At 71.7% G+C, this 23,764-nt stretch carries 19 protein-coding genes and 1 pseudogene; 13 read left to right on the top strand and 7 right to left on the bottom strand.

Annotated features, from left to right (window positions below):
• Positions 1–5: 5 nt before the first annotated feature.
• Entirely contained in the window at positions 6–779 is a 774-nt protein-coding gene (locus HZS56_RS26630) for a glycosyltransferase family 2 protein (protein WP_216723318.1), read from the bottom strand.
• Positions 780–845: 66 nt separating this feature from the next.
• Here HZS56_RS26630 and HZS56_RS26625 point away from each other — a divergent pair, with 66 nt between their 5' ends.
• The 4 genes from HZS56_RS26625 (at position 846) to HZS56_RS26610 (ending at position 5,282) form a co-directional block, all read left to right on the top strand.
• A complete protein-coding gene (locus tag HZS56_RS26625; protein WP_216723317.1) occupies positions 846–2,096 on the top strand; it encodes a nucleotide sugar dehydrogenase in 1,251 nt (416 codons plus the stop codon).
• A gap of 53 nt (positions 2,097–2,149) precedes the next feature.
• Positions 2,150–3,493, top strand: a complete 1,344-nt coding sequence (locus HZS56_RS26620) for a hypothetical protein (RefSeq protein WP_216723316.1) — start codon at positions 2,150–2,152, stop codon at positions 3,491–3,493.
• A 26-nt stretch (positions 3,494–3,519) separates the two neighbouring features.
• Complete coding sequence (locus HZS56_RS26615) at positions 3,520–4,623, top strand: glycosyltransferase family 4 protein (RefSeq protein WP_308408164.1); 1,104 nt, start codon at positions 3,520–3,522, stop codon at positions 4,621–4,623.
• A 77-nt stretch (positions 4,624–4,700) separates the two neighbouring features.
• Complete coding sequence (locus HZS56_RS26610; protein ID WP_216723314.1) at positions 4,701–5,282, top strand: hypothetical protein; 582 nt, start codon at positions 4,701–4,703, stop codon at positions 5,280–5,282.
• A gap of 28 nt (positions 5,283–5,310) precedes the next feature.
• Here HZS56_RS26610 and pdxH read toward each other — a convergent pair whose 3' ends face one another.
• Positions 5,311–6,018, bottom strand: coding sequence for a pyridoxamine 5'-phosphate oxidase (gene pdxH, locus HZS56_RS26605; protein ID WP_216723313.1), 708 nt, complete (start codon positions 6,016–6,018; stop codon positions 5,311–5,313).
• Between the two features lie 286 nt (positions 6,019–6,304).
• Between pdxH and HZS56_RS26600 the strand changes: the two genes are divergently transcribed.
• Entirely contained in the window at positions 6,305–7,405 is a 1,101-nt protein-coding gene (locus HZS56_RS26600; protein WP_216723312.1) for a citrate synthase 2, read from the top strand.
• A 608-nt stretch (positions 7,406–8,013) separates the two neighbouring features.
• Complete coding sequence (locus HZS56_RS26595; protein ID WP_216723311.1) at positions 8,014–9,417, top strand: PAS domain-containing protein; 1,404 nt, start codon at positions 8,014–8,016, stop codon at positions 9,415–9,417.
• A gap of 285 nt (positions 9,418–9,702) precedes the next feature.
• Here the strand turns inward: HZS56_RS26595 and HZS56_RS26590 are convergent, their stop codons facing one another.
• Positions 9,703–10,458 carry an SIS domain-containing protein gene (locus HZS56_RS26590; RefSeq protein ID WP_216723310.1) on the bottom strand — a complete coding sequence of 252 codons (756 nt, stop codon included), beginning with the start codon at positions 10,456–10,458 and terminating at the stop codon, positions 9,703–9,705.
• Between the two features lie 221 nt (positions 10,459–10,679).
• Here HZS56_RS26590 and HZS56_RS26585 point away from each other — a divergent pair, with 221 nt between their 5' ends.
• Together HZS56_RS26585 and HZS56_RS26580 are read left to right on the top strand one after the other, a co-directional pair.
• Positions 10,680–11,372, top strand: coding sequence for an iron-dependent transcriptional repressor DtxR (locus HZS56_RS26585; protein ID WP_216723309.1), 693 nt, complete (start codon positions 10,680–10,682; stop codon positions 11,370–11,372).
• Positions 11,373–12,058: 686 nt separating this feature from the next.
• Positions 12,059–13,084, top strand: coding sequence for an alpha/beta fold hydrolase (locus tag HZS56_RS26580; RefSeq protein ID WP_216723308.1), 1,026 nt, complete (start codon positions 12,059–12,061; stop codon positions 13,082–13,084).
• A gap of 280 nt (positions 13,085–13,364) precedes the next feature.
• On the opposite strand, the gene HZS56_RS26575 is transcribed toward HZS56_RS26580, so the two are convergent.
• The 3 genes from HZS56_RS26575 to HZS56_RS26565 all read right to left on the bottom strand — a co-directional run bounded on the left by HZS56_RS26575 (position 13,365) and on the right by HZS56_RS26565 (position 16,571).
• Complete coding sequence (locus HZS56_RS26575; protein WP_216723307.1) at positions 13,365–15,011, bottom strand: transporter; 1,647 nt, start codon at positions 15,009–15,011, stop codon at positions 13,365–13,367.
• Complete coding sequence (locus HZS56_RS26570) at positions 15,008–15,781, bottom strand: ABC transporter ATP-binding protein (protein ID WP_216723306.1); 774 nt, start codon at positions 15,779–15,781, stop codon at positions 15,008–15,010. The genes HZS56_RS26575 and HZS56_RS26570 overlap by 4 nt, the downstream gene beginning before the upstream one ends.
• Before the next feature lie 118 nt (positions 15,782–15,899).
• Positions 15,900–16,571 carry a bifunctional DNA primase/polymerase gene (locus HZS56_RS26565; protein WP_216723305.1) on the bottom strand — a complete coding sequence of 224 codons (672 nt, stop codon included), beginning with the start codon at positions 16,569–16,571 and terminating at the stop codon, positions 15,900–15,902.
• Between the two features lie 320 nt (positions 16,572–16,891).
• On the opposite strand from HZS56_RS26565, the gene HZS56_RS26560 reads away from it, so the two are divergent.
• Positions 16,892–18,277, top strand: coding sequence for an NsdA family TPR-like regulatory protein (locus HZS56_RS26560; protein ID WP_216723304.1), 1,386 nt, complete (start codon positions 16,892–16,894; stop codon positions 18,275–18,277).
• Positions 18,278–18,478: 201 nt separating this feature from the next.
• Complete coding sequence (locus tag HZS56_RS26555; protein ID WP_308408163.1) at positions 18,479–20,287, top strand: hypothetical protein; 1,809 nt, start codon at positions 18,479–18,481, stop codon at positions 20,285–20,287.
• Between the two features lie 241 nt (positions 20,288–20,528).
• Here HZS56_RS26555 and HZS56_RS26550 read toward each other — a convergent pair whose 3' ends face one another.
• Positions 20,529–21,845 carry an ABC transporter substrate-binding protein gene (locus HZS56_RS26550; protein ID WP_216723326.1) on the bottom strand — a complete coding sequence of 439 codons (1,317 nt, stop codon included), beginning with the start codon at positions 21,843–21,845 and terminating at the stop codon, positions 20,529–20,531.
• Between the two features lie 170 nt (positions 21,846–22,015).
• Between HZS56_RS26550 and HZS56_RS26545 the strand changes: the two genes are divergently transcribed.
• From HZS56_RS26545 to HZS56_RS26535, 3 genes and pseudogenes are all read left to right on the top strand, one after another.
• Positions 22,016–22,462, top strand: coding sequence for an SCO4402 family protein (locus HZS56_RS26545; protein ID WP_216723325.1), 447 nt, complete (start codon positions 22,016–22,018; stop codon positions 22,460–22,462).
• A 107-nt stretch (positions 22,463–22,569) separates the two neighbouring features.
• On the top strand, positions 22,570–23,463 hold the full coding sequence (gene purU / locus HZS56_RS26540; protein WP_216723303.1) for a formyltetrahydrofolate deformylase: 894 nt from the start codon (positions 22,570–22,572) through the stop codon (positions 23,461–23,463).
• A 64-nt stretch (positions 23,464–23,527) separates the two neighbouring features.
• Positions 23,528–23,764, top strand: a pseudogene (locus HZS56_RS26535) (hypothetical protein); the annotation flags it as partial.

Raw genomic sequence — 23,764 nt, 5'->3', positions numbered from 1 at the left:
AGGAACTAGATGCGCGAGTTGCGCAGCGACTGCCACGCAGCGCCGGCCAGCGCCCGCATCGCCCGCGGGACCGGTAGATGCTCGTGCTCGCGATACAGGGTCCAGTTGTACTGCACGAGCGACAGCTTGTTGGAGGACAGCGACCCCGCCCGGTTGGCCCGGTACACAGCAAGCGGCTCGGCCAGGCCCCGGGCGTCAGCGCCATCCCGCATGATCGACAGCCAGAGGGCGTAGTCCTGGCGCTTGCGCATCTCCGGCATCAGCCTCGTGCCCAGGACACCGCGGTCGTACATGGCGGTGAGGGCACCAATGTGGTCTCGGACCAGCATCGCGCGGTAGTCCACGTGCTCCTGCGCACGGATCACCCGACCGTTCGGAACCCAGTCGGTGCTCTCGCCGCCGTAGTCGGCATCCATCTTGAAGTACGAGGTGAACGTCAACGGCGCATCACCTTTCGTGGCGAAGGCGAGCTGCTTCTCAGTCTTCTCCGGAAGCCACATGTCGTCGCTGTCGAGGAAAGCTACGAAGTCGCCCCTGGCTCGCTCGATGGCCAGGTTGCGGGCTCGGCCGGCCCCGCCGCGTTCAGGCGCTCGCTTCGGCCGGACCCGCTCATCCTGCCGGGCGAACTCCATGAGGAGGTCCATGGAGTCATCGGACGACTGGTCGTCGGTGACCAGCAGCTCCAGGTCGCTGTGTGTCTGCGTGAGTACCGACCGGACCGCCGCGCTCAACGTCGCTGCCGAGTTGTACACGGGCATCACGACCGACACCAAGGGCACAGCGCTTCTCCTCGCCAGATCAGGAACGACGGTCCATTCAAACACCGCAATCGAGTAGGAGTTGTCATGCAGGTAGTTGTCGCTGGTCAGGGCTACGTGGGGCTTCCTCTGGCCGTACGTGCCGCCGAGGTGGGGCATCGTGTCGTCGGCTACGACGTGGACCCGCACCGCGTCCAGCAGCTCACTGCCGGCCGGTCCCATGTGAGGGACGTGGAATCCTCGCGGCTGCGCGCACTGCTGAACTCCGGAGCCTACGCCGCGACCGTCGACGCTGCCGACCTGGCCGGCTTCGACATCGCGGTGGTCACCGTGCCGACTCCGCTGCGGGACGGCGTGCCCGACCTGACCCACATCGAGTCCTGCACTCGGACGCTGGGCGAGCACCTTCGCCCCGGCGCGACGGTGGTCCTGGAGTCCACGTCCTACCCCGGCACCACCGAGGAGCTGCTGGTGCCGGTTCTGGAAGAAGTGTCGGGCCTCGAAGGCGGAGTGGACTTCCAGGCCGGCTTCAGTCCCGAGCGGATCGGAAACAAGCGATGGTCGTTCGACGGGACACCGAAGGTGGTGTCCGGAACTGACGCCAGATCACTCGATGTGATCAAGGGGTTCTACGACGGCATCTTCCAGACCACGGTGCCGGTGTCCGGGACGAAGGTCGCCGAACTGGCCAAGCTGATCGAGAACACCTTCCGGTTCGTCAACATCTCGATGGTCAACGAGATGGCGATGCTGGCCGCCTCCCTCGACGTGAACATCTGGGAGGCGATCGACGCCGCCGCGACCAAGCCGTTCGGCTTCACACGGTTCACCCCGGGGCCGGGGGTCGGCGGCCACTGCCTGCCCGTTGACCCGATGTTCCTCTCGTGGAAGGCCCAGCAGGAGCTTGGAGTTCCTTTCCGGTTTGCGGAACTCGCCGACGACGTGAACCGGCGCATGCCCGACTATGTGGTCCAGCGTCTCGTGGAGGCACTCGACAAGCGCGGCATGCCCGTAAGGGGGTCTCGGGTGCTGCTGCTCGGCCTGACCTACAAGTACAACGCCACCGACCTCCGCAATTCCCCTTCAACACGCATCGCCGAACTCCTCATCGATCTCGGCGCCGACGTCTACGGCGCCGAACCCAACATCCCGGACAGCGACGAGGCCAAGCTGAACGTGCCCCGGGTCGACGCGACCCCGGAGGAGGTATCAGCCGCTGATGCAGTGGTTCTTCTCATGGATCACCCGCGATTCGACCTCCCAATGATCGAGGAATTCGCGACCTATGTTCTCGACTGCCGAAACCGTCTTTCCGGAGGGAACATCGAGACTCTGTAGCTTGTCGAAATACCCGCCCACCTGACGCTGATCCTCCATCTCCGGGAGCTGTCTTGCGCGACGAATGGGAGCACGCACACACGGACTACACCATGCCCGTGCAGCGTCGTAATCCTGCCTCGCTGACCGAAAGCGAGAGCGACTGGCGTGAATATCTGGAACGTTCAACCCCCAATGGCTGGCTGATACAGAACAACGCAATGACCGAAGCGCTCGTCAGCGGCCAGCCGATGTACCTGCTGCACGTCACCAGGAACATCGACGCCATCCGCACGAGCCGGGAGTTGCACGTATCCACCGGTTGCCTGGTCGGGGCCCTCTACTGCTCGCCGCTCGTCAGTCAGCGCGGGGGACTGCGCCCACATAACCTCGGCGCCTACCTGATGCAGACGAAGCCTTCCACGACGCCCATGGTTTTCGAGGTCATCCCGGATGCACCGATCCGGCCCAAGGGTGTCGACTACCTGCATCTCGGTCCCATCCACCTGCGTACCCACCGGCGCTACCAGAGCTTCCTCACGCCGACCGAGAGCGACCAGCTCGACCGCGCCGTGCTGGCCAGGCTGGGCACCGCGGCCGGATTCCTCGACGTCGTCCTGCGCAACGCCGCCGGCCACGCCACCCCGGCAACCGAGTTCATCGACAAGCTGTCGGACGCCGTGGCTCACGTGCCATTCCTCGGCTACTTATATTTTGAGGTTCTGTCCGAGTACCTGATGCTCCACTCCGCTGCTCCGGAGACGAAGAGGTGCGCCCAGGCAGGAGAACTGAACAACTGGCTCTACAAGCGCCTCGTCTTCACCGCAGTGGACAGCATGGGCCAGCTGTTCGACCTGGCCCGTTTCGCCCCGCACCATCACCGGCTCGTCCAGCTCATCGAGGGCATTGAGCCCGCTCTTGGGCCGGGAGTCGCTGAGTACGTCAGGCGAAGGCTGTCCCACCTTTTCGCCTGCACTGCGCTGCATCCGTCCCAAGATGCGGCATCGGTCACCTTCCAGGGCGCTGACCTCAGTTCGCTTCGCAAAGTTGCGCCCGGATTGATCGGCCAGATGGTCTTCCGTGAGATCCGGTACATGCCCCGCTACCGACAGTTGTACCACTGCTTTGAGAAGGCCAAAGCTCTTGAGGCTTGGGATTACTGGAACGTTGAAGGGATCCCCACCCCCTTCAACGGGATCCTCCCCAAGGGAGAAGTTGGCATAAATCCTGTATACCCCCGATCGGCAGTCAGGGCGTGGACGGCAGAACAGGATAGGAAGGGATACTTGCATCCAGTCGAGGAAGTCATGGCCGTGTTCACGCCACACCTGGCGTCGTGGTGGGCACCTCCCCGTGTGCGCGAGACACAGAACTCCGCCGGTGATTCCCGAGCCGAGGCAACTGTGATTCCGGCCTAATGGTCACCCATGAATGGAGTTTCCACGTGACCGTCAAGTCACCGCACGTCCTGACCGGTATTAACCGTATTTCCGCGCCTTCTTCCGGGAGTATGATTTTCGTCAACGACCTCTACGGTGCGATGCCTGAAATCCGCACGACCTTCCTGGGCAGGGAACCGGTAGATCAAGGTTGGAAAGATGCGTTTGATCAACTGATAGCCCTCTCCACCGCGAAGCGTCCTCACGGACCGGACTTCGACTCGTACGTTACGGAGCTGACGCGTGAGATCGGTGCGCTCGTCAAGAAGTTCCAGCCGGATGTCATTCACGCCCAGTACCTCGGGTTCGCTCTCAGCCTGGCCTTCGCCCGGACCGCCGGCGACATCCCCGTCATCGCCGTTGCCCACGGCCCCGAAGTGATGGCGGCCGAGCGCAGTGCGCTGGAACGCGACGCCATGAATGAGGTGGCTGCGGCAAGCACAGCGATCGTTGTCCCAACCTCCGCACTCGCCGCGCGCATCGACCGCCTCACCGGACGCCAATTCTCCGACCGGCTCACCGTCATCCCCTGGGGTATCCCCTTGAGCGGTGCCCGGGTGCGCGATGAATCGCCGACCGGAACGGGTCCCCTCTCTCTGGTGCACGCCGGCCGCCTGGACGACAATAAATCCACGATCACCGCAGTGGAAGCTCTCGCGTTAACCGACCAGCCGCACCACTTGACCGTGATCGGTGACGGAACCCTACGGGAGCATCTGGAGCAGCGGACTGTCGAACTCGGGCTGCGAAGCAGGATTCGTTTTGAACCATTTCTACCCCGCAGAGTACTGTGGAGTCGCCTGCCGGATTACGACGCTTTCGTTTTCACGACGAGGGGGCTGGAGGCTTTCGGGCTCGTCCTCATTGAGGCCCAGGCGCACGGACTTCCGGTTGTCTACTCCAATCTTCCCGGTGTGAGGGAGATCCTCGGGGGCACCGGCGTCCCCTACACCCCGGGTGATCCGCGCTCGCTGGCCATGGTCCTGGACGAAATGGGAGGGGACTCTGATCGGCGCAGAGTCCTGCCCAGGGCGGCTCGCAACAACGCGCGCAGATACGACATCACCGTCACCTGTTGCCGGCTTCGCGAACTGACGCGCCGCGCATAGCTCTCTTGCCGTGGGCGCGACTGCTGGACGAGACGCTGGGCTGAGGCCTTGTCAGCGGCGGGGCCTACGGTCTCCGCATGGGTGATCATTTCCAGACCATCGTCGACCTCGATGCGGGGGCCGACGAGGCGGCACTGCTTGCCGACCGCGTGGTCGGGTGGCTGACGGCCGAGGGCATCGTCCTCGCTGAGCGCACCGGCTGTGTTCTCGGCGAGCCGCTCGGGCATCCGCCCGGCCCGAACTGGCACCGCGCCGTGGCGGAGGAGGACGCCGACTGGCAGCCATCGGACGGACTGGCCGTGGAGGTGGGGCGCACAGTCTTCGACGGCGGCCAGGGCGAACCGGAGGCGGTGACCTGCCCGCACTGCGCCGTCACCACGTCCCTGGTCACCGACGGCTGGGAGCCGATCGACGAGATCTGGCAGCCCTTCGGCGACGCCGTGGACGAGTGGCAGCAGACCGGATCGGCGCGAGTAGCGTGCCCGGCCTGCACCGAGCCCGTCCCGCTCCCCGAGTGGCGCTGGGCCGACGACTATTTCGCCTTCGCCCACCTCGGCTTCCGGTTCTGGAACTGGCCCCAGTTCACACCGGGGTTCCAGTCCCGGTTCTCCCGCGTTCTCGGCGGCCACCGCACCAGGCTGGTGTGGGGCAAGCTGTGAGGCTCCGCCCGGCTGGTTGCCTGCTCGGTCACGGGCTCAGCCGCTCCACCCGCCAGCCCCCGGCGTCCGTCTCCGTGACGTACCGCAGGCGGTCGTGCAGGCGGTTCTCCCGGCCCTGCCAGAACTCCACCGTTTCCGGCACCACCCGGAACCCGCCCCAGTGCGGCGGCACCGGCACCTGCTCGCCGGCCGGGTAGCGCGCCGCCAGTTCGGCGTACGCCGCGTCCAGGGCGCGCCGCCCGGCCACCACCGTCGACTGCGCGCTGGCCCAGGCGCCCAGCTGGGAGCCGTGCGGACGGGTCCGGAAGTACGCGGCGGTCTCGTCCCGGCCGGTGCGTCGCGCGACCCCCGTGACCACGACCTGCCGGGCCATCGGATGCCACGGGAACAGCAGCGAGACGTACGGGTTCTCGTCCAGCTCGCGGCCCTTGCGGGAGTCGTAGTTGGTGTAGAAGACGAACCCCTGCGCGTCGAAGTGCTTCAGCAGCACCGTGCGGGAGCTGGGGCGCCCCCGGGTGTCCGCCGTGGAGACGACCATGGCGTTCGGCTCGAACAGCCCGCCGTCCGTCGCCGCCTGCTTGAACCAGCGTGCGAACTGCTCGACGGGCGTCGCCGCGAGCTCCGTCTCGGACAGCCCCTCGGCCCGGTACTGCTTGCGCATCGAGGCGAGTTCCAAGGAGGCGGCGGACGCGGGGGGCACGGCGGTATCGGCTTCGCGATCGGTCACGCCGCCCATCCTGCCGCATCCGCGCCGCTGCCCCGCGCGGCCCTGGAACCTTCGGCACGGGAACCTTCGTCACGCACTGGCACTGAGTGCCGCGACCACTCCCCAACCCCGGCGCCCGGGGATATGGTGCTTGGTCCCGCTCCGGTTGGATGACCGCCTGCCGTACGGGGCATCACAGGGAGACCGGCAGGACCGCGAGTCGAGGGACGACCGTGGATCCATGGAGGCGACCGCACCGCTTCCGCCCAGGTCGCCGCGCATGTCGCCACAGATCACGATCACGAGGAGCCGCCTGATGTCCGACTTCGTACCCGGGCTCGAGGGAGTCGTCGCGTTCGAGACGGAGATCGCCGAACCCGACAAGGAGGGCGGCGCCCTCCGCTACCGCGGCGTCGACATCGAGGACCTCGTCGGCCACGTCTCCTTCGGGAACGTCTGGGGCCTGCTCGTCGACGGCGCCTTCAACCCCGGCCTGCCGCCCGCCGAGCCGTTCCCCATCCCCGTCCACTCCGGCGACGTCCGCGTCGACGTGCAGTCGGCCCTCGCCATGCTCGCGCCGGTCTGGGGACTCAAGCCCCTCCTGGACATCGACGCCGAGCAGGCCCGCGCCGACCTCGCCCGCGCCGCCGTCATGGCCCTGTCCTACGTCGCCCAGTCCGCGCGCGGCCAGAGCCTGCCCATGGTGCCCCAGCGCGAGATCGACAAGGCCGGGTCCGTCGTCGAGCGCTTCATGATCCGCTGGCGCGGCGAACCCGACCCCAAGCACGTCGCCGCCGTCGACGCCTACTGGACCTCCGCCGCCGAGCACGGCATGAACGCCTCCACCTTCACCGCCCGCGTCATCGCCTCCACCGGCGCCGACGTGTCGGCCGCGCTCTCCGGAGCCGTCGGCGCCATGTCGGGACCGCTGCACGGCGGCGCCCCCTCCCGCGTCCTGCACATGATCGAGGAGATCGAGCGCACCGGCGACGCCGAGGCCTACGTCAAGAAGACGCTCGACGCGGGCGAACGCCTCATGGGCTTCGGCCACCGCGTCTACCGCGCGGAGGACCCCCGCGCCCGCGTCCTGCGCCGCACCGCCCGTGAACTGGGCGCCCCGCGCTACGAGGTCGCCGAGGCCCTGGAGAAGGCCGCCCTCGCCGAGCTCCACGCCCGCCGGCCCGACCGGGTGCTGGCCACCAACGTCGAGTTCTGGGCCGCCATCATGCTGGACTTCGCCGAGGTCCCGGCCCACCTGTTCACCTCGATGTTCACCTGCGCCCGCACCGCCGGCTGGTCCGCGCACATCCTGGAGCAGAAGCGCACCGGCCGCCTGGTCCGCCCCTCCGCCCGCTACACGGGCCCCGGCTCCCGGGACCCGCACGACATCGAGGGCTACGCCGACATCGCGGTCTGAGGAGCATGGGGTGAGGAGCATGGGGTGAGGGGCGCGGGCCGGCAGGCACGGGCCGACGGGCCCCGGAACGCAGGCGACCCGCGAGTCTGGTTCCTCCGTGGAGGAGCCGGCCGGACGTACCGGCGACTCGCGGGTCGGGTGACTGCTTGGGATTGGGCCGGCTGCACGCATCTGTCGCGCACTGGTCCGGCACCGCACTGAGTGTGGTGGCGAGCCGCTAGCCCGCAGTCACCTCACGCGTCCGGTTGTCATACATCTGCCGAACCACCTCCCTTCTTGTGTACCGCCCAGCGTAGGAACCGGTCGGCCGCCGATCAATCAGTTTTTTCGATCCGATCCGCCGTCGATCACCCATGGACGAGTCTTCGCTGGTCACCTACGGTTTCACGCGCGGCGAACGCGCGGGAGCCGCGGTTTCCCGGCGCCGCGCGGTATGCCCCTGCGTGACGGGGGCGTATGCAGGGTTTCCGCAGTACAACGATTTCCGCGAACTTGCGGGAACCCGCTGTGTGCTGCGTCACGTTCGAGTTGAATGAAGGCCAGGTTGAATGAAGGCCAGTGAGTGAACCGGCGTACCGTACGGCGGACGCGGCCTGCAGGGGGTCCGGGTGAGTGCTTCGCGGCGTAGTGGGACCACCGACGAGCTGGGTCCGGACGGACCGGAGCAGCCCGATCGGGACGGTGCGGACCTGTTGGCCGCGCTCCTCGACGGGATGGACGCCGCCCTGTGCGCCTTCGACGCGGACGGGGTGGTCACCCACTGGAACCGCGAGGCGGAGCGGATCCTGGGCTGGAGCGCCGCCGAGGCGGTGGGCCGGCAGGGCTTCGCCGGGTGGGCCGTGCGCAGCGCGGACGCCGGTGAGGTGGAGGACCGGCTGCTGTCCGCGATGCGGGCGCCGGGGCGTCAGGTGCACGAGTTCGCGCTGCTGACCAAGGACGGCGGACGGGTCCTGGTGCGGACGCAGTCCGCGGCCGTACGGGGGCCCGACGGGAAGCCCGCGGGGGTGTACTGCGCGTTCAGCGAGGTGCACGCGCAGATCGACCTGGAGCGGTCCATCGCGCTGAGCGAGGCCCTGCTGGAGGACGCGAGCTGGGGTGTCGTCCTGGTCGACGCGGACCTGCGGCCCGCGGTGGTCAACGCGCACGCCGCACGGGCGCTGGGCGCCGGACGCACCGCCGTGCTGGGCCGCCCGCTCGGCGACCTGCTCACCCAGGGTGTGGAGGAGCTGGAGAACGCGCTGACGCACGTCCTCGCCGAGGGTGCGCCGCCCGCACCGGCCGAGGTGTGGGTGCGGCTGCGCACACCGGAGGGCGAGCGGCGCCGGTGCTGGCGCAGCGGGTTCGTGCGGCTGGCCTCGCCGCTGGCGGAGGAGCCGGTGCCGCTGGGGGTCGGCTGGCTGTTCCAGGACATCACCGAGTCCAAGCAGGCCGAGCAGGAGGCGGCGCTGCTGCGGTTCAGGACCAACCAGCTGCACCGGGCGGCACGTGCCGCCGCCGAGTGCGAGGACCCGGCGGAGGCCGCGGTCGTCCACCTGGACTTCGCGCTGGCCGGGTTCGCCGACCACGCGCTGATCGACCGGGTCGTGGGCGGTGCGGCGGTGGACACCGACGCGGCGGAACCGGTGCGGCTGGTCCGGGTCGCGGCGACACCGTCCGGCGCGCCGGGGCCGAGCGTGCCCACCGGCACGAGCGGGATGCCGGTGCGGTACGGCGAGGGGCATCCGGCGGTGCAGTGCGTGGAGCGGGCGGGGTCGGTGCGGGCCAGTGCCGGTGCGCGCGCGGTGGCCGCCGAGCAGGTACGGCAGTGGGCCACGGCCCGGCAGTGGCCGGCGGACACGGCGCACGGCCTGTGCGCGGTACTGCGCAGCCGGGGCCGCACGCTGGGCGTCGTGACGTTTCTGCGGGGCACCGGGCGGAGCGCGTTCGAGCGGTCCGACGCGATGTACGCCGAGGACGTGGCGGTCCGCATCGCGACGGCCCTGGACCTGGGCGGGGCGCTGGGGGAGCGGTAGTGCGGGTGCGGTGGCGCGGTGCGGTGATGGAGCGGGGTGGTGATGGAGCGGTGCGGTGGTGCGGGCTGTGGCGCGGGGTGGCGGGGCGGTGGCGTCCTGGTGGTGTCGCGGTGGTGACGTGAGCGTGCGGTGGCGGTGTCGCGGTCGTGCGGTGGTGGGACGTCGGTGCGGGCGTCGCGGCGGTCCGCCCCCGCCGGCCTGCGCGCTCGTCCGCCCCTGCGGCCCGCGTCCTCGTCCGTCGCGGCGGCCGCGCGCCGTGCCCGTCGCGGCCGGTCCGCGCCGCGGTCAGCGGCGGTAGAAGATGCGGTCGGCGTACTGCTCCAGTACGCGTCGGTTCCAGTCGTGGCCGCCGTCCACGTTGCCCGAGCGCAGCAGCGGGGGCTCGACGCCGCGGTCGGCGAGGGTGGCGGCCGCCGTGGCCAGGGTGGCCTGCATGAGGGCGCTGGTGACGACCGTCGAGGCGGGGGCGAAGGGGGCCGGGACGGTGTCGAGGGTGAGCTCCGCGTCACCGACGGCGATGCGCGAGTCCAGCACGATGTCGCAGTGGTCCTTGAGGAACGTGCCGGAGGAGTGCCGCGACGTGGTCTCCGAGGCGTACGCCACCGAGGTCACGCCGACGACCCGGACGCCGAGGGCGCGGGCGTGCACGGCCATCTCGACGGGCAGGGCGTTGCGCCCGGAGAGGGAGATGATGACGAGGGCGTCGCCCGCCCGCAGCGGCGACGAGTCCAGTACGGCGCTCGCCAGGCCGTCGACCCGCTCCAGGGCGGAGCCCAGCGTGGCCGGCATGACGTCGACGCCGACGACACCGGGCACCGTCAGCAGGTTCATCAGGGCCAGCCCGCCGGCGCGGTACACCACGTCCTGGGCGGGGAGGGACGAGTGACCGGCGCCGAAGGCGAAGAGCCGGCCGCCGTTCTGCACCGTGTCGGCGAGCAGCGTGCCGGCCGCCTCGATGCTGTCGGCCTCCTCGTCGCGGACCTGCCGCAGGAGGTCGATCGCCGCGTCGAGGAACTGGCCGGCCGGCTTGCGGTCGCTCATGCGGGACCCCTCCGGTGTGGTCGGTGTGGCTGTGTCGCGGATCACGGTGCGGTCTGGACCAGCGCGGTGTCAATACGGCGTCGGCGCCTCGCGGAGGGCCCGCGTGGACCCGGCTTCCCGCGGCAGGGCACGGTTGTCGGTGGTATGCGTCAGAATTGACTGCAGGGCCAGCGCACGCGCCGGTGGGCCTGAACCCCCGGCAATCTCATCGAGGGGCATGTATGTCCGGACTGATCGACACCACGGAGATGTATCTCCGCACCATCCTGGAGCTGGAGGAGGAAGGTGTGGTCCCCATGCGCGCCCGGATCGCCGAGCGGCTCGATCAGAGCGGCCCGACGGTCAGCCAGACCGTGGCGCGCATGGAGCGCGACGCCCTGGTGTCCGTGGCGGCCGACCGGCATCTGGAGCTGACCGAGGAGGGGCGGCGGCTGGCGACGCGCGTGATGCGCAAGCACCGGCTCGCGGAGTGCCTGCTCGTCGACGTGATCGGCCTGGAGTGGGAGCAGGTGCACGCCGAGGCGTGCCGCTGGGAGCACGTGATGAGCGAGGCCGTCGAGCGCCGCGTCCTCGAGCTGCTGCGCCACCCGACCGAGTCGCCGTACGGGAACCCGATCCCGGGCCTGGAGGAGCTGGGCGAGACGGACACCGCCGACCCGTTCCTCGACGAGGGCATGGTCTCGCTCGCCGACCTCGACCCGGGCATGGAGGGCAAGACGGTCGTCGTGCGGCGGATCGGCGAGCCCATCCAGACGGACGCGCAGCTGATGTACACGCTGCGCCGGGCCGGTGTGCAGCCGGGCTCGGTGGTGAGCGTGACCGAGTCGGCCGGCGGTGTGCTGGTGGGCAGCGGGGGCGAGGCGGCCGAGCTGGAGTCGGACACCGCCTCCCACGTGTTCGTCGCCAAGCGCTGAGCGATCGCCCCGTCGGCCCGTCGGCCCGTCGCCCGTCAGCCCGTCGGCCCGCTCCGACGGGCCGGGGTCGGCGATCCGTCGGCGTACGCCCCGTCGAAAGGGTGTGCGCCGGCGCGTGATTCTGGCCGATTCGCGGCACTGTGCGCCGAACCGCAGCGTCCGGACGCCGCGCGTGCAAGGCTGTGCGGTGAGGCATATGACGAACGTGCTCCGGGCCGTGGGGGCGACAGCGATGTCGTCGGCCGGAGAGGGGGAGGGACGTGCCGGTAAGACGCAGAGGGCCCCGGCGCCGTGTGGCGCCGGGGCCTGTCCTCCCCTGTACCGACCCGGAGCCCCGAGCTCCCAGGGTCGGCTCCCGCGGCCCGTTTTCCCCGAGCGGTCCGCCTCCCGTTGAAGATCTCCCCTGGGCGGCGGCGATCAATCCCTGAGGGGTGTCACTCGAATGAGGGGTGTTGCTCCCCGGGGCCGGTATTTCGAATGGGCATTCGATAGTCTGCGGACGTCTGGCGACCCCGGCGCGACGGCGGGAGTGGGCGGGGACAGCGGGCAGGAGGCGGGGGAAGAGCACGGCAGGACGGGAAAGTACGGCAGGAAAGGCACGACAGGCAGGACACGGTTCACAGGACCGGCCGGGCCCGGAGGGGTGTCGGGATGGTCCGAGCGGAGCTTGGGGGTGCCAGGGAGCCATGGCGCGGCGTATCGATGTGACCGGCGCGGGCGGCGTACGTCTCGCGGCCTGGGAGTTCGGCGACCCTCCCAAGTCCGATCCGCAGATCGATCCACGGTCCGATCCGCAGACCGATCCCCAGCCCAATGCTGAGGCCGGTCCGGAGACCGCCCCTGAGGCCGGTCCGGAGACCGATTCCGAGGCCGTGCCCGGGACCGGGCCGGCGCGCGACCGTGCCGCCCGGGGGAGCGCTCCCGCGGGAGACGGGGCGGGGCACGGGCCGGGCGTGCTGTTGTTGCACGGGCTGATGGGCCGTGCCTCCCACTGGGCGCCGACAGCCCGCTGGCTGTCGGGCCGCCACCGGGCCGTCGCCCTCGACCAGCGCGGTCACGGCCGCAGCGACAAGCCCCCGCGGGGCTCCTACACCCGGGAGGCCTACGTCGAGGACGTCGAGGCCGCGTTGGAGCAGCTCGGTCTCGGCCCAGCCGTCCTGATCGGCCACGCCATGGGCGCGCTGACCGCCTGGCAGCTCGCCGCCAAACGCCCGGACCTGGTGCGCGGCCTGATCATCTGCGACATGCGGGCCTCCGCCCTCGGCGCCGCCTCGCAGCACACCTGGACCGAGTGGTTCCGTGCGTGGCCGGTCCCCTTCGCCACCCTCGCCGACGTACGCAAGTGGTTCGGTGAGGACGACCCGTGGGTGGAGCGGCCGAACGCGTCCCGGGGCGATTTCTACGCCGAGGTGATGGCCGAGTCCCCGGACGGCTGGCGGCCCGTCTTCGAGCCGGACCAGATGCTGCGTTCCCGCGAGACCTGGGTCTACGACGCCCACTGGGAGGAACTGGCCCAGGTCCGCTGCCCCACCCTGGTCGTCCGCGGCCTCGACGGCGAGCTGGGGCGCGCCGAGGCCCAGGAGATGGTCCGGGTGCTGCCCCGCGGCCAGTACGCGGAGGTCGCTGACGCCGGCCACCTCGTCCACTACGACCAGCCGGAGGCGTGGCGAGCGGCGATCGAGCCGTTCCTGGACTCACTCCGGGACGCCTGAGGCGGGGGCCTCGGCTCCGTGACAGACCGAGCCCGGGGCTCTGCGGGGCTGGGCAGAGCCGGGGCCCTCGCTGCCGGACGCCTGAGCCCGGGGCCTCGCTCCGGGACACCGAGCCCGGAGCCCTGCGGGGCCATAGCCGGGGGACAGGTCGCCTGTTCCCGGCCCCTGAGCGCCGGCCCCTGGGCCCCAGCCCGTGCGGAGCCCATGTCCCTGGGCCCCAGCCCCTGCGGGCCCCGGCCCCTGAGCCCTGGGCTGCCGGTCCCCGGCCCCCGCGCGGGCGTCAGCCCTTGCTGACCGCCGTGAGGATCTCCGGCAGTCGGCCCGCCGTGCGCGGCGCGGCCAGCCGCAGGCCGAGCAGCGTCAGCACGGCGCCGTACACCGCGCCCACCGGCAGCAGCAGCCAGGTCAGGCCGTCGCCGCCCGCGCTGACGTTCAGCCAGATCGTCAGCGCGATCACCGGCGCGCACAGCAGGGCGGCGCCCACCATTCCGCCGAAGATCGAGATCCAGGCCAGCCCGACCTGCCCCGGCGCGACGTTCTTGTGCCCGTCCTGCGGGATCGAGTACGGGAACCGCGCCGACGTCCACGCGCCGGTCGCCAGCATCGCGCCGAGCAGGGCGAAGGACAGGCCCAGCGTCTCGGGCAGGGTCCGCCAGTCGTCGAGCATCGCGGTGGTCAGGACGGTGACGAGGGTGGCGTACGGCAGCGTCACCAGCAGCAGCGCCAGGGCGCGGGCGCGCAGCTCGACGTACGCGTCCCGGGGCGAGGAGATCGTCATCGCGACCATCCAGAACGCGGAGGTGTCCTGGCCGAACTGGTTGTACATCTGGATGCCGAGCATCCCGGCGGCGAAGCAGGCGAAGTACACCGACCCGGTGCCCTGCCAGGCGTTGAACACCGGCACGATCAGACCGATGGCCAGCGAGGTCACCCAGGCCGCCTTGGTCTTCGGGTCGCGCCACACGTAGCGCAGGGTGCGCTCCATGGTGGTGCCGGTGCGGCCCGCCGGCAGCCACCGGGCGGGACCGGCCGAGCCCCGCTCGCGCACCTGCCGGGTGTCGCTCTGGATCGTGGAGCCGTCCGGCGAGGTCATCAGCCGCGTCAGATGGCGCGCCCACACCCACAGCAGCAGCACCAGCGCCGCGGCGGTCAGCGCCAGCTGGGCCAGCGCGACGCCGTACGACCCGTCGCTCGCCGCGTCCATCGCGCCGACCGCCGAAGCGGGCGGCACCCAGCGCACCACGTCGGCCACCGGGTCGAGCTGCCCGAGCCCCGACGAACCGAGCCGCTGCGCCCCGAAGTTGACGACCTGCGCGCCCACCGCGACGACCAGCCCGCTCAGCACGGCGAGGTCGCGGCCCTTGCGGCTGGTCAGCAGCCGTACGTTGGCGGCGGCCACGGCCCGTGCGAGGGTCACGCACACCAGCAGCGCCAGGACCGCGCCGACGACACCGACGGCGTACGCCGCCCCGCCGTGCGCGACCGCGACCACGGAACCGGCGAACACGCACAGCGTGAACAGCGGTCCGATGCCCACCAGCGACGCCGTGAGCAGGGCCCGGACCAGCGGGCGTGGCCGCAGCGGCAGCATCACCAGCCGGGTGGGGTCGAGCGTCTCGTCGCCGCCCGGGAAGAACAGCGGCATCACCGCCCAGCCGAGGGCCAGCACCGCCGCCAGCAGGATCACCAGCGAGTCCGCGTGCGCGTACCCGCGCAGCGCGATCAGGCCGAGCAGCTGGAGCGCGGCGAAGAGCAGGACGACGACGGCCGAGGCGATGTAGGCAGCCCGCCGGCCGCCCGACTGCCGCAGGCCGTTGCGGAGCAGGGACAGCTTCAGCCGGACGAAGACCGAGGTGACCGGGGCGGCGCCGGGCGCGGGGCGTGCGCCCGGCGTGCCGGACGTGAGGGACGCGGCCGGCGCGCTCATCGGGCTCCGCCGCCCAGCCAGTCCAGGTCGGAACCGGCGTCCCGGCCGCCGGCGCCGACGAGTTCGAGGAACGCCTCCTGCAGCGAGGCCGCCTCCCCGCGCACCTCGGCGAGCGTGCCGGTGGCGCGGATGCGGCCCGCGGCCATCACCGCCACCCAGTCGCACAGCGACTCCACCAGCTCCATCACGTGGGAGGAGAAGACGACGGTGGCGCCGGAGGCGGTGTAGCGCTCCAGGACGCCCCGGATGGTCTGTGCGGAGACCGGGTCGACGCCCTCGAACGGCTCGTCCAGGAACAGCACTTCCGGGTTGTGCAGCAGCGCGGCGGCCAGGCCGATCTTCTTGCGCATGCCGGTCGAGTAGTCCACGACCAGCTTGTGCTGCGCGCCGGACAGGTCCAGCACGTCGAGCAGCTGCGTGGCCCGCTTGTCGACCTCCGTGCCGGGCAGCCCGCGCAACCGGCCGGTGTAGCCGAGCAGTTCCCGGCCCGACAGCCGCTCGAAGAGCCGCAACCCCTCGGGCAGCACTCCGATCCTGGCCTTCACCTCGGCCGGATCGCGCCACACGTCGTGCCCGACGACCTCGACCGACCCCTGGTCCGGCCGCAGCAGCCCGGTCACCATGGAGAGCGTGGTGGTCTTCCCGGCGCCGTTCGGCCCGACCAGCCCGATGAACTTGCCCGCGGGCAGCTCCAGATCGATCCCGCCCACGGCCACCTGCTGCCCGAACCGCTTCCAGAGCCCTTGAACCCGTACGGCGCTGCCACTCACTGCATCTCCCTCCGTCGGCTTAGAACCCTACGGGGGAACAACGCCGCACCGGGGAGCGGGACCGCGCCGGGCGTCCCCGACGGCCCGACGGCCCGATGGCCCGATGGCCCGACGATCCCTAGCGTTCCCTCGATCCCTGGCGTTCCCTGCCGCACGCGTACGCCAACGCCGGGGTCAGCTCCTCCGCGTCCGGCAGCCACCGGTTCGCCGGCGTCGGCCGGCACGCCCACTGGACGGCACCGTGCGCCCCGAACCGCGTGGGCGGCGCCGCCACGTACGCCCCCTCCCCGAGTACGCGCAGATCGAGCACCAGGGGCGGCCAGCCCAGCCGCCGCACCAGCTCGGGCACCTTCACCGCCGCACCCGGCAGCACGAAGAACCGCATCCGCCGGTCCGGCGCCAGTGTCACCGGTCCCAGCGTCAGCTCCATCCGCTCCATCCGGGCGAGCGCCAGGAACCCCGCCGTCTCCGGCACGTCGAGCGCGTCGAACGTCCGGCCCGTGGGCAGCAGGACCGAGGCCGTCGGCTGCTGCTGCCACATCCGGCGGGCGCCGCTCGCGCTGCCCGTCGCCTGCGCCGCCCAGTCGTCGCGCGCCGGGTGTGCGCCCGGGGCGGCGCACGCCGGGTCGCCGCAGGAGCAGTGCTGCGTCCCGCCGGCGGCCGTCAGCCAGGTGCCGGGAAACACGTCCCAGTGGCGCTCCTCGGCGTAGCGTACGGCGGTCTCCAGCAGCGACGTGCCTCGCTGCTGCGGGATCTGAGCGGCTTCGATGCCCGGGATGGTCTCTTCCACGTGGAACTCAACTCCCGTGCTCACCGGGGGTTACGCGGCCGCGCGCGCGGGAGGAGCGCCGGTGCCGCATTCGGGGCGCATGGGCGCAAATGTGGGGGCGCGCAGGAGGAATCCGCGCGGGAGCTGGGTAGCCACGTCTGGGGCCGACGGGCCGGTGCGCGCCGTCTTCCCGGCAATCCTCGCAAGCTTCGCAAGTCTCGCATTGTCGGCACATCGACGGGGCATTGATCTTCACGGCCGGAACTTCTCGTCCGCCGGGACAGCGCCGGGACAGCATCGAAACCGCATGAGACCGCATGAGACCGCATGGGGGTTACGCCATGGCCGCAAGGCCTCTCGTCGCGCGGCAGCCGAACGAACGACTGCAGGCGCTCATTCAGGAAGCGGGCTGCTCCAACGCGGGCCTCGCCCGCCGGGTCAACGTGTGCGGGGTCGAGCACGGACTCGACCTGAGGTACGACAAGACCTCCGTGGCCCGTTGGCTGCGCGGACAGCAACCGCGGGGCAGGGCACCGGCGATCATCGCCGAGGCGCTCGGCCGCAAGCTCGGCCGCACGGTCACGATCGACGAGATCGGCATGGCCAACGGCAAGAACCTCGCGTCGGGCGTCGGCCTCCAGTTCTCGCCGACGGTACTGGGCGCCATCGAGCAGGTCTGCGAGCTGTGGCGCAGTGACGTGGGGCGCCGGGACTTCCTGTCCGGGTCCTCCGTGGCCGCCTCCGCGCTCGTCGAACCCAGCCGGGACTGGCTGATCTCCGCCCCCGACTCACAGGTGTCGCGTTCGGCGGGGCCGCGGGTGGGCCCGTCCGACGTGGCGGCCGTGAAGGCGATGACGCAGGCCCTGGTGGACCTGGACCACCAGTACGGCAGCGGGCACGTGCGCCCGGTGCTGGTGCACTACCTGAACAGCGTCGTCTCCGGGCTGCTGGCGGGTTCCTACCGGGAGGCGGTCGGGCGGGACCTGTTCGCCACGGTGGCACGACTGACCGAACTGGCCGGGTACATGGCCGTCGACACCGGCCAACCGGGCCTCGCCCAGCGGTACTACATCCAGTCGCTGCGTCTCGCCCAGGCGGCCGGGGACCGCGGCTACGGCGGGTACGTACTGGCCGCGTCCATGAGCCACCTGGCCGCGCAGCTCGGCAACCCGCGCGAGATCGCGCAGTTGGCGCGGGCGGCGCAGGAGGGCGCACGCGGGCGGGTGACTCCGCGCGCGGAGTCGATGTTCCACGCCGCCGAGGCCCGCGGACACGCGCTCCTGGGCGACGTACGGGCGGCCCACGAGGCGGCCGGCCGGGCGGTCGGCGCGATGGAGTCGGCCGATCCCGCCGCCGGGGACGACCCGGTGTGGATCGCGCACTTCGACGACGCCTACCTCGCCGACGAGTTGGCGCACTGCCACCGCGACCTCGGCCAGGCCGACGCGGCGGCGCGGTACGCGCGCCAGTCCCTGGAGGGCCACCCCGAGTCGCGGGCGCGCCGGCGGGCCATCGGGCATGTGCTGTTGGCCACGGCCCAGGTGCAGCAGCGCGAGGTCGAACAGGCCTGCAACACCGCGACGAAGGCGGTGGATTTGCTGGAGGGGCTGCGTTCGAACCGCGGCGCCGAGTACCTGGAGGATTTCCAGGCGCGACTGGAGCCCTACCGGGAGGAGGCGGTGGTCAGGGAGTTCGGGGCGCGGCTGGATTTGCAGCCCGCTGCGTGAACAACGGGGCCGCGGCTGCGTGAACAGGCGTGAAACTTCGGTGCGGTGCGCGCGAAGGTGCATGAACAGCGTGCCGCGGCCCGGTTTTGTTACTGCTGTCACAGGGAATGAGTTGACGCCCCCTGCGGCGTGGCAGTGGGCTCGGGGGACCCGGTAGCGTGAGCCGACGATTCCGAAGGTCCCCCATTCACAGGAGTCCCGGTGACGCAGAGTGGACAGGGCGAGGAGCCCTCGCCGCGACAAGCGCGCGAAGGCATCGTGCTGCCCTCGGACGGCGGCGAACCCTTGCTCCCCGGCCTGGCCGGGCAGCCCGTCGGCCCGCAGGCCGGTGGTCCGGTGCCCGCCTCGGCGCCGCCCGGCGGCCAGGCCTGGGACCGGCCCTGGGGCCCGGAGCAGCAGGGCCCGGACCCCGGCCAGGGCTGGCCGGCCCCGCCCGGTGCCCAGTCCTGGGAGACCCCGCACGGCACTCAGCCGCCCTCCCGGCCGCCGGCCGAGCCCGTCACGCAGAACTGGCCGTCCATGCCGGGGCCCGAGGCGCCCGGCGCCCTGCCGCCGCAGTCCGGCCCGGGCCCGCTGCCCGCGGAGGGCACGCAGTCACCGGCGTACGCGACACCGGCCGGGACGTACGGCGATCAGCCGCCGTACCAGCAGTACCAGCAGGAGCAGCGGCCACAGCAGTACCAGCAGGCGCAGCAGCTGGACCAGGGGCGGCACCAGCTCCCCGAGTACCAGCAGCAGCACCAGTCCCACTCGCAGCACCAGTCCCACTCGCAGCATCAGTCCCCTCAGAACCAGGGGCACCAGGCGCACCAGCAGCATCACCCGCACCACGGTGGTCAGGGCGCCGCGCCGCTGCCGCCCGCCGACGAGGGCGCCACCCAGCTGATACCGCCGGTCGGCATACCCGCCGACGAGGGCGCGACGCAGTACATACCGCCCGTGGGGCCGGGGGCACTGCCTCCGGAGCAGCCCGCGCAGGCGCCGGCCGAGTCGCCCCGGTTCCCCGGCGGAGCCCCCCAGTACCCGGCGCAGCCCCCCGCGCCCGCCGCTCCGCCCCCGGCGGCCAACCCCGACGCCGAGGCCACGCAGTACATCGCGCCCGTGCCCGGCGGCCCCGGCCCGGCCCCGTACGGTGCGGCGCCCGGCGGCGACGAGGGACGGCAGCCGCCCGCCGAGTTCGACAACCTCTTCCGCAGCGCGCCGGGCGCCGACGGACCGGCCTCCGCCACCCAGCAGCTGCCCCAGTTCGACCAGCCGCAGCAGTACCAGCCCTCCGGCCCGGCCGGATACGCCCCGCAGGGTCCCGGCGGCGGGGTCGGCGGCGGTGGCACCGGCGCCGGGAAACGGCGCGGCAACGGCGGCGGCGGTCGTGGCGGGCGCACCGGATCGCGCCTGCCGCTCCTCGCGGCCGTCGGCGTGGGCATCGCCGTCGTCGGTGTCGGCGCGGGAGCGATGATGGCCGGCGGAGGGGACGACGGGGACAAGGGCGAGAACCAGACGGTGTCGGCCACGGCCCCCGCCTCCGAGTCCGCGTCGGCCTCCGCGCCCCCCGACCCGGTCCGGGAGCAGGCCGTCGAGCTGGACAAGCTGCTCGCCGAGAGCGGCACCGGCCGCACGACCGTGATCAACGCGGTGGCCGACGTGAAGTCCTGCGAGAACCTGCCCCAGGCGGCCAAGGACCTGCGCGAGGCCGCCAAGCAGCGCAACGGCCTGGTCGAGAGCCTCTCCGGGCTGTCCGTGGACAAGCTGCCCCAGCACACCGAGCTGACCACCGCGCTCACCAAGGCGTGGAAGGCCTCGGCGTCGGCCGACAACCACTACGCGGCCTGGGCGGACCAGGCAGCCGGCAAGAAGGGCTGCAAGAAGGGCCAGGCGCGCACCACCAAGCAGACGGCGGCCGGCAACCGGGAGAGCGGCACGGCCAGCAAGGAGAAGACCAAGGCGGCGGGCCTGTGGAACGCGATCGCCAAGAAGTACGGCCTGACCGAGCGCCAGCCGACGCAGCTCTGATCGCCCGCGACGCCGGCCCGACGCTGATCCGGCTGATCCAAGCGCCCCGGCCGGTGCCCGCCGTGTCCCGGCCGGCGTTCGCGCCCGGCCGGCGTTCCGGTCGCCCCTGGACCGCGGTCCGGCCGGTGCCCGTTCCGGCCCGTGTCCGGCCGCCCTGGGACCGCTCCGGCCGGTGCCCGTCCTGGCCGGCGTCCGGCCGTCCCGGGACCGCTCCGGCCGTCCCGGTACCGCTCCGGCCGGCTCAGGTCACGTCGGCGTTCCGCAGGATGCGGGTGGTGTCCACCGCTCCCTCGCGGGCCGAGACCAGGCGGCCGTCCCGCACGACCTGCAGCGTGACCTCGGTGTTGACCAGGCGCGGGAAGCCGACCGAGGCCAGTTCGGCCGCGAAGGTCCACCGCAGCGGCGGGGTGAGCCCGCCCGTGTCGATCTCCAGCCCGCCGTCGAGGGCCCGCCGGACGGTGCCGGCGCTCACCTCGCCGTCGCCCAGCGACTCGACGACCGCCTTGAGGACCGTGTAGGCGATCCAGGTGGTCTGCACCCCGGCGTCCGCGGCGTCGACGTCGTTGTCGCCGAACGCCTGCTCCTTGACCAGCTCCTTCAGCCCCGCCCAGGCCGGGTCGCCCGCCGACGGGTACCAGCCGGTGACGTACGCCCCCTCGTAGGGGCCCGACGCCCCGCCGCTCGCGTTCACCGTGCTCTGGTCGACGCTGCCCAGCACGGTCGCGGTCCGCACGCCAGGGTGGTCCTCGCGGGCCCGCCGGAAGGAGTCCATGAAGGTGCTGGTGCGGTCGCCGAGCGCCGGGACCACGCATCCGGGGTCCCCGGAAGCGGTGGCCGACCGGTCGAGGGCCTGCTCGGACTGGCCGGAGTACTCGGTGGCGTCCTCGTCGGCGCGCTGGTCGTGGGCCCGCTCGTGGCCGCCCGAGGTGAGCCCCGCGTCCAGCAGCAGGGGCAGCTGGTCGCCCGCGATGGTGTCGGGGCGGACGAGCGTGACCGGCCCGCAGGAGTCGGCGAGCACGCTGCCGAGGCCCGCGAGGAGCGCGGGCTGACCCCCGTTGACCGGGTACGACAGCGGGCTGGTGAACTCCGTGTTGGTGATCCCGTAGCCCCCGATGTACGGGATCCCCGCGCCCTCCAGGACCGGGAGGAAGGAGTCGGCGTGCTGGCTGTAGGAGCCGACGACGGCGACCGCCTTCTCCTTGACGGCACGCCGCGCGCACTTCGCGGCGGTCACGCCGTCGTCGTGGTCGTTGCAGGTCAGCACCTCGAGCTTGCGGCCGCCGAGGCCTCCCTCGGCGTTGACCGAACGGGCGTAGGCCTGGGCGAGGGCGGGCATGCCCGGCTTGTTGGTCGCGCCGGTGTCCTGCGGCGCCCAGGTCATGACGGTGACCGTGTCGTCCCCCGAGCCCCCCGTGGCACCGGGGACGACACCGCAGCCGACGGCGAGCGACGCGCACGCCGCCAGCGCGCCCGCGGACAGGACGCCGGTGCGGGCGGCCCGGAGGCGGCGTCGGAGACCGCCGGGCGAAGCGCTGCGGTGGGGTCGGCTGCCGGTCATGTATCCGTACGATTCCGTCATGCGGCCAACCTCGGAGTGACCCTTGGTCAACGCACGGTGACACCGGGGTGAACAGCGGGGGCCGGACGGGCGCGGGAGCGGGGAACGTAAGATCGACGACCGTGCAAGGTTCGGAGAACTCTTCCCGTCGCGGCCGTCGCTCCTCCACCATGGGCGGCATGCCACTCAACGACATGCCGTGGTGGCGCTGGCGCAGCCAGGTGCGCTCCGCGCTGCACATGCTCTCCGCCCCCGCCTTCCAGCGGGACGTCTGGCTGGCCGGTGTCGACGGCTACGGCGACGTCACCGACGCGGTCTACCGCCTGGTGGAGGACACCTGGCTGGACCACTGGTCCGCCGAGAAGTACGTGGGCACGGTCTTCCGCGACTCGCAGGAGGCGGCGCTGGTCGACACCGCCGTGCTGCGCGTCCTGAGGATCATGCACCAGGTCGGCCCCGACGCGCCGGTGAACGCCTATCTCGACCACCCGGACTGGCCGGAGGCGGTACGTGCCGCGCGCGACGCACACGTACGGCTGGCCGCCAGTGACGGCGAGGACCCGGACACGGAGCCGCGCACGCTGGAAGTGCTGCAGATCATGACCCGGACCGCCTGACCCCGGACCGCCTGACCCCGGACCGCCTGACCCCGGACCGGCTGATGACGGTCCGGGTGACGGACGGTGTTCGGGGCGCGGTGGGGGGATATGGGACCCTGTGCTGCATGAACGAGCAGTCCTCCGCCGCCGTCCCCACGGCCGGCGCCCCGGCCGGCCAGTACGTCCTCACCCTGTCCTGCCCCGACAAGCAGGGCATCGTGCACGCCGTGTCGAGCTACCTGTTCATGACCGGCTGCAACATCGAGGACAGCCAGCAGTTCGGCGACCACGACACGGGTCTGTTCTTCATGCGCGTCCACTTCTCGGCCGACGAGCAGGTGACCGTGGACAAGCTGCGCGCCAGCTTCACGGCGATCGGCGACGCCTTCCACATGGACTGGCAGATCAACCGGGCCGACGCGAGGACGCGCGTCGTGCTCATGGTGAGCAGGTTCGGGCACTGCCTCAACGACCTGCTGTTCCGGGCGCGGACCGGTGCGCTGCCGGTGGAGATCGCGGCCGTGGTGTCCAACCACACCGACTTCGCGGAACTGGTGGGCTCCTACGGCATCCCCTTCCACCACATCCCCGTGACGAAGGACACCAAGGCGGAGGCCGAGGCGCGGCTCCTGGAGATCGTGCGCGAGGAGAACGTAGAACTCGTCGTGCTGGCCCGCTACATGCAGGTCCTCTCCGACGACCTGTGCAAGCAGCTCAGCGGCCGGATCATCAACATCCACCACTCCTTCCTGCCGAGCTTCAAGGGCGCGAAGCCGTACCACCAGGCGCACGCGCGGGGCGTGAAGCTGATCGGCGCGACCGCGCACTACGTGACGGCCGACCTCGACGAGGGGCCGATCATCGAGCAGGAGGTCGAACGCGTCGGCCACGACGTCACGCCGGACCAGCTGGTGGCGATCGGGCGGGACGTGGAGTGCCAGGCGCTGGCGCGGGCCGTGAAGTGGCACGCGGAACGCCGGATCCTCCTGAACGGCCGCCGGACGGTCGTCTTCGCCTAGCGGCCCAGGGGGACCGTTCCGCGGACTGCTGCGGACTGCTGCGGACTGCTGCGGGTGGCTGCAGGTGCTCAGGGGCGCTGCGGGTGTTGAGAGGCGCGGGGAACTGCGCGAGCAACCGTCCGCGACCCGCAACCGTCCGCGACCCGCAACCGTCCGCGACCCGCAGCCGCCCCCGGCACCGGCGCTCGCCCCGGCACCGGCACTCGCCCCGGAACCGCCGCCCGCCCCCGGCGCGGTGGGTTCCGTCGAGCACGAGGTGGCCCATGTCGCCCTGGACGGCGTGGAGTTCTGCCGACTGGCC

The sequence above is a fragment of the Streptomyces mayonensis genome (genome assembly GCF_018982965.1).
GTDB lineage: Bacteria > Actinomycetota > Actinomycetes > Streptomycetales > Streptomycetaceae > Streptomyces > Streptomyces mayonensis.
Note: the sequence above shows the minus strand (reverse complement) of the source record. Positions and strands in the feature narration are given on the sequence as shown.